The following is a 12,194-nucleotide window of genomic DNA, read 5'->3' on the forward strand; positions in this document are numbered from 1 at the left end:
CGTCATACGCCGGACATCCCCCGCGCGTAGGCGCGTCGGCGCTGCGGGTAGAATCGGCGGATGCAGCCCTTGCCCGCCTCCCTCGTCGTCATCACCCACAACGAGGCGTCCAACATCGCGCGCTGCCTCGACAGCGTGCCCTTCGTGGCGGAAAAGCTGATCGTCGACAGCGGCAGCACCGACGACACGATCGCCATCGCCCAAGCCCATGGCGCGCGGGTGGTGCGCCAGGACTGGCTGGGCTTCGGCCCGCAGCGCAACTTCGCCAGTACCCAGGCGAGCCACGACTGGATCCTCGTGCTGGATGCGGACGAATTCCTTTCGGCCGAACTCGCCGCGGACCTGCAGCGAGAGCTGCCCGGCCTGATCGCGTCGCAGAAGGCCGGTGCGTGGTTGCGCCGGAGCACCTGGCTGATGGGTGCGCCGATGCGCTGGTACCGGCCGATGGTCGGCGAGCGGATGGCGCGCCTCTATCACCGGGGACGGGCGCGCTGGACGGATGCGCGCGTGCACGAGTCCCTGCGCTTCGACGGAGAGGCGGCCGAATTCAAGGCGCCGTTCAACCATGCCGACAATCCCAGTCTGGTGCACAAGCAGCTGAAGGTGCTGCGCTACAGCGAGCTGAAAGCACTGGATTGGCGCGACAAGCGACGCCCGGTGCGAATGTGGCTGACGCCGCTGGTCTACCTGTCGACCTTTTTCAAGGATTACGTGCTGCGCCTGGCGTGCCTGGATGGCTGGCGCGGCTTCATCATCGCGCAGACGGCGGCCAGCTATGCCGCCTACAAGCGCATGCGCTACTACGAGATGCAGCGGAACCCGGCCTCGATCGAGGCCGCTCACGCCAAACTCGCCAAACACGGACTCGAACACTGATGGCCAAGCACTATCTCCTCTACGGTTCGGAGCGCTATGCGTTGGCGATCCTGCGCCCCGTCCAGGACGCCATCCGCGCGCGGGGCGGCGAGGCCGCCTGGTTCTTCGACGGTCCCGGCGCCGAGGACCTGCGGCCGGACGAGAAATTGCTGACCACCACCGAGGACGTCCGCCGCTGGAACGCGATCGCCGTGATCACCGGCAGCAACGCGGTGCCGCATTTCTTCCCCGGGGTGAAAGTGGAGACGTTCCACGGCTTCGACGCGGGCAAGCCGCGGCACATCTACATCCGTGGGTTCTTCGACCTGTACTGCACCACCGGCCCGCGCGACACAGCGCAGTTCCAGGCCATCGCCGACCAGGTGGGGCACTTCCGCGTCATCGAAACCGGCTGGCCGAAGATCGATCCCTTCATGCAGGAAATCGCCGGTGGCGTGCCGCCCGTGCGCCAGCCGCCGGTCATCCTCTACCACTCGACGTTCTCGCCCTCGTGGAGCGCGGCGGAGACGCTGTACGAAGAGGTGAAGCGGCTCTCGCGCACCGGGGAGTGGAAGTGGATCGTCACCTTCCACCCGAAGATGGACCCGGCCACCGTGGCGAAATTCCGAGCGCTGGAGAACGAGCACCTTCGCTTCGCCGACGACGACAACATCCTGGCGCTGTTCCCGCAGGTCGACATGATGTGCTCGGATACGTCGTCCGCGCTCAACGAATTCCTGCTGACCCACAAGCCGGTGGTGACCTTCAAGAACCGCCGTCCGGGCCCGCAGCTGATCGACATCGACGATGCGGCCCAGTTCGAACCGGCGATCCGTCGCGCGCTGTCGCGGCCACCGGAGCTGATGGAGGCGATCGTGGCGTATGCGGACAGCATCCACCCTTACCGCGACGGCCGGTCCAGCGAGCGCGTGCTGGAGGCCATCGACGCCTTCATCGCCGCCGGTGCGCGCAACCCCAAGCCGAAGCCGATGAACCTGTGGCGCAAGCTCAAGATCCGCAAGCGCATCGGCTACTGGGGACCCGCCTGAGGGCTGACTTCCGGGTGTCATCGCCACCGGCCACACTCCGGCAACGGATCCAAGCGGGGATGGGGATGAAGATCTCGGTCATTGCCAGCACCTACAACGCGGAGGCCTGGCTGGAGAAGGTGCTGGTGGGCTATCGCCACCAGACCTGGCCTTCTTTCGAGCTGATCGTCGCCGACGACGGTTCGCGTCCCGAGACGCGCGCGCTGATCGAACGCCACGCGACGGACTTTCCGGTACCGCTGCGGCACGTCTGGCACGAGGACGACGGCTACCGCAGGCAGGAGATCCTCAACCGGGCGATCCCGCTCGCCGCCCACGACTACATCGTGTTCACCGATGGCGACTGCATCCCGCGGCGGGACTTCGTGGAAGTGCACGCACGGCATGCCGCACCGGGGCGTTTCCTTTCGGGCGGCTACTGCAAACTGGACATGGGCGCCAGCCAGGCCATCGGCGCGGACGACATCCGCAGCGGCCGCTGCTTCGAGCTTCGATGGCTGCGCGCGCACGGACGGCAGGGTCTCTCCAATCGCATGAAGCTGGGCGCCGGCCGCACGGCCGCGCCGGTGCTGGATGCGGTCACGACCGCGCGGGCGAGCTTCAACAACTGCAACTCGTCCGCGTGGAAGGCCGACCTGCTCGCCATCAACGGCTACGACGAGCGCATGAAGTACGGCGGGCCCGACCGCGAACTGGGCGAGCGGCTGGAAAACGCCGGCATCCGTGGCAAGCAGATCCGGCATCGCGCGGTATGCGTGCACCTGGATCACGCACGGGGCTACAGGACCGACGAGTCGATCCGCCGCAACCTGGCGATCCGCGCCGAGACGCGCGCGCGCAGGATCACCTGGACGCCGCACGGCATCCGCAAGACGTCCGCCTAGGCGCGACCCAGGCGGTGAAGCGTGCGGTACTTCCGCACCACCGCGCGCGCGTGGCTCGCATGGAACTGCCATCCCTGGCGTCCGTCGCGCCAGGCCGCCCGCAACAGATACATCTTCAGCCAGTACGCTGCCGCGTGCGTCCATGGGCTCCATGGGGGGCAATGCCGGCCGTCCGCATGGCGTTGCTCGGCCCAGAGCTGCGCATAGCGATCGTTCTTGGTCCGGTGCGCGACCAGCGAGCGTGCGGTGTCGTGCTCGATCGTTGCGGTGCAGTCGGCGACGCGACGCCCCGCCAGGTCGGGCTTCTCGTGCACGCGCATCGGCAGGAAGCGATGGCTCGGGCGGACCAGGCGCGCCATGCATTCGTGCCCATGGAGCTTGCGGCCGAGGAACCAGTTCTCGCGGCGCAGGCGCCAGGCATCGGCCTGTTCGACGCGACCCTCGGCGAACAAGGCGCGGAGGACGTCCGCGGCGCCGTCGGCGAGCCACTCGTCGGCATCCAGCAGGAGCAGCCAGGGCTGCGTGGCCAGCGCGATGGCGGCGTTCTTCTGCGCGCCGAAGCCCAGCCAGTCCTGGTGTTCGACACGCGCGCCCAGCGACGTCGCGAGCGCCACGGTGCCGTCTTCGGAACCGCAGTCCAGCACCACGATCTCGGCGCACACGCCCTGCATCGACCGCAGGCAGCGGCCGATGCGGTCGGCCTCGTTCTTGCTGATGACCACGCCGGAAAGCGGAAGCGGAGCGTTCATGCGTCAACGGTGGGCGGAGGGAAGGAGTGTCCCCCGCCGACATGACAGGCGTGCGGTGGCTACCAGCGCAGTCGCCGGCGGCTCAGTGCGGCCGACAGCCGCTCGAAGGTGGCGCGGGCCTCGGCTTCCGGCACGAAGCGCAGGGCCAGCGGCGCGGCGATGCCGCTCGCGCCCGCGGTATCCAGCCATAGCGACGCCGTGCCGCAGGCATGGTCCAGCGGCGAGCGCGACAGGCGCAGCGCCTGCAGCTTGTCGATCTCGGCGAAGCGCCAGTAACGCGACCACCAGCCGCTGCGGACCGCCACCAGGTGGTCGTCCAGCGACCAGCCCATGCGCGACGACTGCCGGTGCGCAGCGTAGGCCGCCACGGGCAGCCAGGCGAGAGCGGTCCACGCCCAGGGCCCCAGGTGCCAGGCGGCCAGCGCCGTGGCGGGCAGCAGCCACACCAGGGTCGGCAGCAACAGGCGCCAGCGCGCGGACGCGGCCGCGCGCTGCCACTCGGCGCGTGGCCAGGCGGCATGCGGCAGCAGGTGGCCGATCAGCGCATCGCAGGCGTCGGGCGTGGCGATCGGCGCCAGGTCCTTCAGTGCGCGCTGGTCCTGCTGGCCGGCTTTTTCCGCGACCGCGGTGTCGATGCGCAGCGAGCGCCGGCCGAACCAGCGGTGCAGCACGCCTTCGTGCAGGGTCCAGGCCTGGATGCGCCGGCGCGCCACGCTGGTACGCAGGCGGGCGAGCAAACCGCGTTCCACCATCAGGCGGCGCGTGTCCTCGCTCAGGCGGAAGCCATGGAACTGCAGCAGCGCCAGGACCACCGACAGCGCGCGGACCATGGCGAGCGCGAGCAGCACCAGCGCGACGACGCTGGCGGCGCCGGCCATCCAGCCCAGATGCAGTTGTTCCGCGTACCCGAAGGCCTGCTTCGCGCCCTGGCGGAAGAACTGCTCGATCATGCGTTCGGGCAGGATCTGCCAGGCGGCGCCGAAGCCCGCGGCCACCACGATCATGCCGCGGTTGGAAATCAGCCCCAGCCGGATCACTTCCGCCGTCGACAGCGACAACAGGGTCGCGTCGCCCGCCTGGGTGTCGGCGTCCGTCGATGCCGCCTGTCCCGGGACGGAACCCCGCGCCTGATGGCGCACCAGGTCCTCCAGCGCGAGCGCGTCGCGCAAGCCGAGCACGCGCATCTGCGCCTCGGGTTTCTGCCCGCCGGCGGATTCCAGCCGCACCTCGGCGACGCCGAACACGCGGTGCAGCAGCGATTGGTGGACGACGACGTTGTGGATGCGCGAGAACGGGATCTCGCGCCGCGACCGGTGCAGCAGGCCCTCCCTCACCGTCAGTCCGTCGCGGCCGATCACGTAGCGGTAGGTGAAGTACTGCAGGATCGCCAGCACCACCAGCACGGCGATGCCGATCACGGGTGCGAGCGCGACCCAGAAGTCGCCGTCGTCGCCCTTGCGCGCGCCGAACACGAGCAACGCGACCAGCGGGAAGATGAACTGCTTGAGCTGCTGCAGCAGCACGAACAGCCACGACCACGGATGCAGGCGGCGTTCGGGGGCGGCGGTATCGATCGCGACGTCGTCCATCACAGCGCGTCGTCGTGGTCCAGCTGGTTGGCCAGGCGCTCGCGCAGGCGCTCGGCGTCGTCGACATCCAGACCGGAAATCGAGACCGCGGCCATGCGCGTGCCCGCGGTGTGCACGACCAGGGTCGACAGGCGCGCGCTGCGCTCCAGCGGGCCGCGCTTGAGGTCCAGGTGCTGCACGCGCGAGATCGGCACGTGCGTCTCGCTCTGCCACCAGTTGCCACGGCGCACGGCCAGGCCCTGCTCGTCCAGGCGCCAGCGGGTGCGCCTGTGGCGCTTCACCGCGACCCATGCGCCCAGGAGCGCACCGAGGCCTGCGGCGAGCGGCACCGCGAGCCAGGGCGAGACCAGGTCGCTCGTGCGCGAGATGAAGAACACGGGGAAGCCGAGCGGGAACAACAGCGCGGCACCTCCCAACGCGGCCAGCCAGGCGCCGCGCGACGGCAGGGCCTGCCAGGAGGAGGGCGCCGTCGTGGCGGCGATATCGTGATCGGTCTGCATCAAAGCCTGCTCGCTCGCATCTCGTCGATGGCGCGGTAGTCCACCACGTAATCGCGCCCGTTGCGATAGTGGCCCAGGCGCGCCTTCATCCGCTTCTGGACCGGACCGCGCCGGTCCTTGGACAGGGTCTCGTCGGCCGTCATCTTCTCGATCGCAAGCGTCTGGAACTGCACGGCCTGGGCGAAGTCGCCGTTCGCCGCCAGCGCGGCCGCCACGGTATCCAGCTCGTGCCAGCCGAGCTCGTCCTTGCGCTGGATCATGAACTGCGCGAGCTCCAACGCACGGGCGGCTTCGCGCTGGCCCGGGACGGGGCAGGTGGCGAGGATCCACACGCGTTCGTTGCGACCCTGCTTCGCGCCGGCCTCTTCCGCGCGCGCGGCCCATTCCTCGGCCTGGCGGCAATCGCGGGCCATGCCGGCCAGGCCGTCATGGTGGTACTGGGCCATCGCCATCAGCGCCTGCGGGCCCACGCCCTGGGTGGCGGCGCGCGTGAGATGGGGCAGGGCGCGCCGCATCGCGTCGTCGGAATACTTGCCTTCCTCGGTGATCGCCACCGAGGCGAGCCAGGCGGCCTGTGCCTGACCGCCCTCGCTGGCTTTCTCCAGCCAGGCAAGGCCTTCGACCGTGTTCTTCGGGACCATCTGCGGCAGGCCTCCGCCGTACCGCAGCGCGCCGTAGGCGTACTGGGCGAAGGCATCGCCCGCTTCGGCCTTGCTGAGGACAGCGCGCAGGCGCCAGCGGAACGGCGCGGCGTAGTCCGGCCATATTTCGTTGAGGCGCGTGCGCATGGACGCATCGTCCAGCGGCGTGCGGTCCAGCAGGGCCAGGCTGGGCGCCTCGGCTTCCAGCACCTCCGCCAGAGCGATCTCCATGATGCGGACCTCGCCCATCCCGCTCCGCTTGATGGCCTGGTCCATGGCGGCCGACGCGTCCGGGACCATCGACTCGTAGCGGTAGCGCCACTGCCCGTCCTCGCGGACCAGGGTGGGACCGAACTGGAACTGGCTTTCCGTCGGCGGTGCGATCTCGCCCACGGCGAGATCGTCGATCACCGTGACATTCGAGAGCGACAGGATCGGATGGTCCTCGTTGCCCGGCTCCACGCCCGACCAGCCCTCGACCATGCACAGCGTGGCCACCGCGCGGTTGTCCATCGCCTTGAGCGCGTCGGGTTGCTGGGTGGCGCGCAGCAGGTAGACCGTGATGCGGTCGCCGCTGGGCAGCCGGCGGATCTGCTCCGGCGAGGCGTACAGCGCCATGTCGCGGAGGAAGCCGAAGTGGACCAGGCTGGAGGCGGCGAGCAGGTCGACGCTCTCCGCCTTGTCCTGGCTGCTCAGCTCGGCATAACGGTCCCACGCCCGCGATACCTGGTTCATCGCAGCCGGGTCCTGCGCCGCCAGCGCCGGAACCACAAGCCATCCCGCCAACAGTCCTGTCAGCCACCTACGCATGCGCATCGCGTCCCCCGTCGTCGATCCCCTCAGCGGTAGGGATTGTCCTCGCCGCTGCCCTCGGGTCGCAGCGTATAGCGTTTGTAGGTCCACTGGTACTGCGCGGGATCGCGTCGCGCGATGCGCTCCACCGTCTGGTTGAGCGCGGTCACGGCCACGACAGGGTCGGCATCCGCGATCGCGGCAGGCGCCGGCTCCACGTGCAGCGCGAAGTCCGGGCCCGGGCCGATCCGTTCGCACCAGGCGAACAGCACGGTCGCGCCCGTGCGTTCGGCCAGGCGCGAAACCAGGGTCATCGTCAGGGCCTGCGTGCCGAAGAATGGCGCGAATTCGCCGTCGCCGGCCTTCGGTTGCTGGTCGGGCAGGATGCCGACCGCGCCGCCGTCCTTCAGCACCTTCCAGAGCTGGCGCACGGCAGGGCCCTCCGCGCGGACCTGGCGGATGTTGTCCGCACCGCGCACGCGCAACAGGAAGGCATCGCCCACGGCCGATTCGGGCGGCCGGTACACGATCGCGATGGGGCCGCGCGAGGCCAGCCACTGGTTCAGCAATTCCCAGTTGCCGAAATGCGGCGCTGCCACGATCACCCCCTTGCCGCTGGCCAGGGCCGCGTCGTAGAGCGCTTCGCCATGGCGTTCGCGCAGCCGCGTCAGGTTCTCGGCGGGCGGGCGGGTCCAGAAGCGCAGCGTCTCCAGCGCCTGCCGCGAAGTGGTGCGCAGGATCGCGTCGTGCAGCGCCTCGCGCTGGCCGGGCAGCAGGTCCGGGAAGGCGATCTCCAGATTGAGGCGGGCCACCCGGCTTTCACGAGCGTCGGAGCGACGCCACGCCCAGGCCATCGCATCGCCGAGGGTGCGCAACCACGGCCACGGCAGGCGGCCGACCAGGGCGGCGGTGTGATAGGCGAAGGAGGCGAGCGTGGCCGGTTTCATCGGGGCAGTGTAGCCAACCGCGGCGACACGTCCGTGGCAGGAGGCTCGGGCGGCGCTGCCGCTATCCTGTGGCTCCCTCACGCGGAGCCTGCCCATGCTGTCCCTGATCCAGCGCGTCGCCACGGCCACGGTCACGGTGGAGGGAGAGGTGGTGGGCGCCATCGACGCCGGGCTGCTGGCGCTGGTGGGCATGGAGCCGGGCGATGGCGAGGCGCAGATCGCGCGCATGGCCGAACGCCTGCTGGGCTACCGGGTGTTCGGCGACGACGCCGGCCGGATGAACCGGTCGCTCGGCGATACCGGGGGCGGCCTGCTGCTGGTGAGCCAGTTCACCCTGGCCGCGGACACCCGCTCGGGCATGCGCCCCAGCTTCACGACGGCCGCGCCGCCCGCCGAGGCTGAACAGGGCTTCAACCGGCTCGTCGCGATCTGCAGGGAAAAGCATGCCGGGAGGGTGGAAACCGGGCGTTTCGGTGCCCATATGGTGGTCAGCCTCGTCAATGACGGGCCCGTGACCTTCCTGCTTCGGCCATGACGTTCTCCCCTTGTCGGTGGCCGGGGTCCAGGAACCCAACCCGGTCCGGGCTGGTATAATACGGGGTTCTCCCTTCCTCACCTTCCGGTGGCGCAACCTCCATGGCCAACGAACGTCCTGCCCAGCAGTCCGACATCAAGCTCTTGATCAGCAAGGGCCTGGAGCAGGGCTATCTGACCTACGCCGAAGTCAACGATCACCTGCCGGACGACCTGGTCGACCCGGAGCAGATCGAGGACATCATCGGCATGATCAACGGCATGGGCATCGATGTCCATGAAGTCGCCCCGGATGCCGAGACCCTGCTGCTTGCCGATGGCAACACCGGCAATCGCGAAGTCGACGAAACCGCCGCGGAAGAAGCCGCGGCCGCGCTGACCTCGCTGGACACCGAAGGTGGCCGCACCACCGACCCGGTGCGCATGTACATGCGCGAGATGGGCACCGTCGAGCTGCTGACGCGCGAAGGCGAAATCGCCATCGCCAAGCGCATCGAGGAAGGCCTGGCCCAGGTGCAGGCGTCGCTGGGCAACTTCCCGTGGTCGATCGAACTGCTGCTGGAAGACTACGAACTGCACAAGGCCGGCAAGAAGCGCCTGGCTGAAGTCGTCGTCGGTTTCAACGACGTCGAGGAGCCGGCCCCGGAAGTCCCGGTCGCCGAAGACGCGGCTGACGCCAGCGAGGACGAGGAAGAGGAAGAAGAGGGCGGCGACGATGTGGCTGAAGAGGCCGCGCCGACCGGTCCCGATCCCGAAGAGGTGGCGCGCCGCATGCAGGTGCTGGCCGATGGCTACACCAAGTTCAAGAAGTCGTACGCCAAGAACGGCCCCGAGAACAAGGCCGTCGCCAAGCTGCGCAGCGAACTGGGCGAGACCTTCGTCACCCTGAAGCTGCCGCTGCCGCTGACCGACACGCTGGTCAGGAAGCTGCGCGAGGTGATGGCGCAGATCAAGGACCACGAGCGCCGCGTGCTGCACCTGTGCGCCAACGTCGCCAAGATGCCGCGCAAGGAATTCCTGCGCGCTTGGGAAGGCAACCAGACCAACCTGGGCTGGGTGGACGAGGTGCTGAAGCGCAAGCAGAAGTGGTCCTCGGGCCTGCGCGACGTCAAGGACCAGATCGTCGCCGAGCAGGAAGCCACCATCGCCGTCGAGCAGGCGATGCACCTGACCCTGGCCGACATCAAGGAAATCAGCCGCGCGATGGCCTATGGCGAAGCCAAGGCGCGCAAGGCGAAGAAGGAGATGGTCGAGGCGAACCTGCGCCTGGTGATCTCCATCGCCAAGAAGTACACCAACCGCGGCCTGCAGTTCCTCGACCTCATCCAGGAAGGCAACATCGGCCTGATGAAGGCGGTCGACAAGTTCGAATACCGTCGCGGCTACAAGTTCTCGACCTACGCCACCTGGTGGATCCGCCAGGCGATCACCCGCTCGATCGCCGACCAGGCGCGCACCATCCGCATCCCGGTGCACATGATCGAGACGATCAACAAGCTCAACCGCATTTCCCGCCAGATGCTCCAGCAGTACGGCCGCGAGGCCACGCCGGAGGAGCTGGCGAAGGAAATGGACATGCCCGAGGACAAGATCCGCAAGGTGATGAAGATCGCGAAGGAACCGATCTCCATGGAAACCCCGATCGGCGACGACGAGGATTCCCACCTGGGCGACTTCATCGAGGACACCAACGTGGAGTCCCCGATCGAGAACACCACCAACATCAACCTGCAGGAAACCGTCCGCGACGTGCTGGCCGGCCTGACCCCGCGGGAAGCCAAGGTGCTGCGCATGCGCTTCGGCATCGACATGAACACCGACCACACGCTGGAAGAGGTCGGCAAGCAGTTCGACGTCACCCGCGAGCGCATCCGCCAGATCGAAGCCAAGGCCCTGCGCAAGCTGCGCCATCCGTCGCGTTCGGAACAGCTGCGCAGCTTCCTCGACATCGACTGAGCCATCGCGCGCAATAACGCACCATCCAGGCGCGGCCTTTCGGGGCCGCGCTTTTTTTTAGTGCATCGGTGCGCCGCATGCACGGCGTTCCTTGTCATGACCCTCACATCACGCGCTCTACACTGACGCCATCATCACGGTCAGAGAACCGCGTGCAGCGACGGGACGCACTCAAGAGCGCGCTCGCCATCGCATTGCTGGGCGGCGTGCCCCGCGTGCTGGCACAGGCGACGACACCGGCGGATACCGCTGCAGCCTCCACACGCTTCACGTTGGAAACGGTTCCAGACCTAGCCCGCGCGTTGGCCCGGCAACCGTATCGCACACCGGACGAAACGCTGCCCGCGTCGTTGGATACCGGCTATGACGCCTATCGCGACCTGCGCTTCGACCCGCAACAGGCGATCTGGCGCAAGGAAGGCCTGCCGTTCCAGCTGCAGATGTTCCATCGCGGCTTCCTGTTCAAGCAGCGCGTCGAGCTGTACCGCGTCGACGGTGGCCGCGCGACGCCGATCGCGTACGCGACCGACCTGTTCTCGTTCCCGCCGGGAACGAAGCCCGAACTCGGCAGCGACCTCGGCTTCGCCGGCTTCCGCGTGCACACGCCGCTCAACACGCCCGATGTCTACGACGAACTGATTGCCTTCCTCGGCGCCAGCTACTTCCGAGCACTCGGCAAGGGGCATGCGTATGGCCTGTCCGCGCGCGGCCTGGCCCTGGGCAGTGGCGACGCGGGCGCCGAAGAGTTCCCGATCTTCCGTGCGTTCTGGATCGAGCAACCGGCGCCCGACGCGAATCACCTCGTCGTGCACGCACTGCTCGACAGCCCGAGTGTGGCCGGGGCGTTCCGTTTCGATATGAAGCCCGGTGCCGAAACCACCATCGATGTGCAGTCGCGCCTCTATCCGCGCGTCGAACTGACGCGCGCCGGCATCGCACCGCTGACCAGCATGTTCGAATTCGATGCCGGCGACCGGGTGGGTACCGACGACTACCGACCCGCCGTGCACGACTCCGATGGTCTGGCGATCTTCAACGGCCACGGCGACCAGATATGGCGGCCGCTGAGCAACCCGCCGCGCGTGCAGAGCAGCGCCTTCATGGACACGCATCCCCGTGGCTTCGGACTGATGCAGCGCAAGCGTGGTTTCGGCGACTACGCCGACATCGAGGCGCGCTACCACCAGCGCCCGAGCCTGTGGATCGAGCCGCGCGGCCGCTGGGGCAAGGGCGCGGTGACATTGGTCGAGATTCCGACCGGCGACGAGTACCACGACAACATCGTTGCGTTCTGGCGGCCCGAACAGCCGCTGCGCGCCGGCCGCGAGCATCGCTTCGACTACCGCATGCACTGGTGCGACACGCATGCCTGGCAACCTGCGCTCGCCGTCGTCAGCGACACGCGCATCGGCGCGGCGCCGGATCCGGCGCGACGCCTCGTCGTGATCGACCTGGAAGGCGGGCGCCTCGCATCGATGCCGCGCGATGCGAAGCTGACGGCCGACGTCTGGGCTGCGCGTGGCGAGATCGCCGGCGCCGTGGTGTATCCCAATCCGGAGACGCAGGGCTGGCGCCTGAGCTTCGAGTTCCGTCCGAACACCGACAGCGCCGACGGGCGCGATGTCGAACTGCATGCGCGCGTGTTGGAGGGGCACGCGCCCTTGTCCGAAACCTGGCTGTACCGCTGGAGCACCTGAG

At 68.6% G+C, this 12,194-nt stretch carries 11 protein-coding genes; 6 read left to right on the top strand and 5 right to left on the bottom strand.

The annotated features are described in order from the left end of the window. Positions 1-60: 60 nt before the first annotated feature. The 3 genes from BLT45_RS03015 (at position 61) to BLT45_RS03025 (ending at position 2,788) form a co-directional block, all read left to right on the top strand. Positions 61-876 carry a glycosyltransferase family 2 protein gene (locus BLT45_RS03015; protein ID WP_093294975.1) on the top strand — a complete coding sequence of 272 codons (816 nt, stop codon included), beginning with the start codon at positions 61-63 and terminating at the stop codon, positions 874-876. After that, positions 876-1,904 carry a CDP-glycerol glycerophosphotransferase family protein gene (locus BLT45_RS03020; RefSeq protein WP_093294978.1) on the top strand — a complete coding sequence of 343 codons (1,029 nt, stop codon included), beginning with the start codon at positions 876-878 and terminating at the stop codon, positions 1,902-1,904. The genes BLT45_RS03015 and BLT45_RS03020 overlap by 1 nt, the downstream gene beginning before the upstream one ends. 65 nt (positions 1,905-1,969) lie before the next feature. Next, positions 1,970-2,788: a glycosyltransferase family 2 protein gene (locus tag BLT45_RS03025; RefSeq protein WP_093294981.1), complete on the top strand. Its 819-nt coding sequence runs from the start codon at positions 1,970-1,972 to the stop codon at positions 2,786-2,788. Here BLT45_RS03025 and BLT45_RS03030 read toward each other — a convergent pair. From BLT45_RS03030 to BLT45_RS03050, 5 genes are all read right to left on the bottom strand, one after another. Continuing rightward, complete coding sequence (locus BLT45_RS03030; protein ID WP_093294984.1) at positions 2,785-3,537, bottom strand: glycosyltransferase family 2 protein; 753 nt, start codon at positions 3,535-3,537, stop codon at positions 2,785-2,787. The genes BLT45_RS03025 and BLT45_RS03030 overlap by 4 nt on opposite strands. 59 nt (positions 3,538-3,596) lie before the next feature. Beyond that, positions 3,597-5,126, bottom strand: coding sequence for a PH domain-containing protein (locus BLT45_RS03035; protein WP_093294986.1), 1,530 nt, complete (start codon positions 5,124-5,126; stop codon positions 3,597-3,599). Beyond that, entirely contained in the window at positions 5,126-5,626 is a 501-nt protein-coding gene (locus BLT45_RS03040) for a PH domain-containing protein (protein ID WP_093294989.1), read from the bottom strand. Before BLT45_RS03040 ends, BLT45_RS03035 begins: the two co-directional genes overlap by 1 nt. Next, positions 5,626-7,002, bottom strand: coding sequence for an SEL1-like repeat protein (locus BLT45_RS03045; RefSeq protein ID WP_175455707.1), 1,377 nt, complete (start codon positions 7,000-7,002; stop codon positions 5,626-5,628). The genes BLT45_RS03040 and BLT45_RS03045 overlap by 1 nt, the downstream gene beginning before the upstream one ends. Before the next feature lie 104 nt (positions 7,003-7,106). Further along, positions 7,107-8,006 (bottom strand): lauroyl acyltransferase, encoded by a 900-nt coding sequence (locus BLT45_RS03050; protein ID WP_093294995.1) that lies wholly within the window; start codon positions 8,004-8,006, stop codon positions 7,107-7,109. 94 nt (positions 8,007-8,100) lie between these two features. Between BLT45_RS03050 and dtd the strand changes: the two genes are divergently transcribed. The 3 genes from dtd to BLT45_RS03065 all read left to right on the top strand — a co-directional run bounded on the left by dtd (position 8,101) and on the right by BLT45_RS03065 (position 12,193). Further along, positions 8,101-8,541, top strand: coding sequence for a D-aminoacyl-tRNA deacylase (dtd, locus tag BLT45_RS03055; RefSeq protein WP_093294998.1), 441 nt, complete (start codon positions 8,101-8,103; stop codon positions 8,539-8,541). A 101-nt stretch (positions 8,542-8,642) separates the two neighbouring features. Then, a complete protein-coding gene (gene rpoD, locus BLT45_RS03060; RefSeq protein ID WP_093295001.1) occupies positions 8,643-10,496 on the top strand; it encodes an RNA polymerase sigma factor RpoD in 1,854 nt (617 codons plus the stop codon). Positions 10,497-10,648: 152 nt separating this feature from the next. Next, positions 10,649-12,193: an OpgD/OpgG family glucan biosynthesis protein gene (locus BLT45_RS03065; protein WP_217629523.1), complete on the top strand. Its 1,545-nt coding sequence runs from the start codon at positions 10,649-10,651 to the stop codon at positions 12,191-12,193. Position 12,194 lies beyond the last annotated feature (1 nt).

It is taken from the genome of Pseudoxanthomonas sp. CF385, assembly GCF_900104255.1.
GTDB lineage: Bacteria > Pseudomonadota > Gammaproteobacteria > Xanthomonadales > Xanthomonadaceae > Pseudoxanthomonas_A.

Bases quoted from the DNA above. Each gene is read 5' to 3' on its own strand.
- BLT45_RS03040 (WP_093294989.1), bottom strand. From the start codon at position 5,626: ATGCAGACCGATCACGATATCGCCGCCACGACGGCGCCCTCCTCCTGG.
- BLT45_RS03030 (WP_093294984.1), bottom strand. From the start codon at position 3,537: ATGAACGCTCCGCTTCCGCTTTCCGGCGTGGTCATCAGCAAGAACGAG.
- BLT45_RS03015 (WP_093294975.1), top strand. From the start codon at position 61: ATGCAGCCCTTGCCCGCCTCCCTCGTCGTCATCACCCACAACGAGGCG.
- BLT45_RS03050 (WP_093294995.1), bottom strand. From the start codon at position 8,006: ATGAAACCGGCCACGCTCGCCTCCTTCGCCTATCACACCGCCGCCCTG.
- rpoD (WP_093295001.1), top strand. From the start codon at position 8,643: ATGGCCAACGAACGTCCTGCCCAGCAGTCCGACATCAAGCTCTTGATC.
- BLT45_RS03045 (WP_175455707.1), bottom strand. From the start codon at position 7,002: ATGAACCAGGTATCGCGGGCGTGGGACCGTTATGCCGAGCTGAGCAGC.
- BLT45_RS03020 (WP_093294978.1), top strand. From the start codon at position 876: ATGGCCAAGCACTATCTCCTCTACGGTTCGGAGCGCTATGCGTTGGCG.
- BLT45_RS03025 (WP_093294981.1), top strand. From the start codon at position 1,970: ATGAAGATCTCGGTCATTGCCAGCACCTACAACGCGGAGGCCTGGCTG.
- dtd (WP_093294998.1), top strand. From the start codon at position 8,101: ATGCTGTCCCTGATCCAGCGCGTCGCCACGGCCACGGTCACGGTGGAG.
- BLT45_RS03035 (WP_093294986.1), bottom strand. From the start codon at position 5,126: ATGGACGACGTCGCGATCGATACCGCCGCCCCCGAACGCCGCCTGCAT.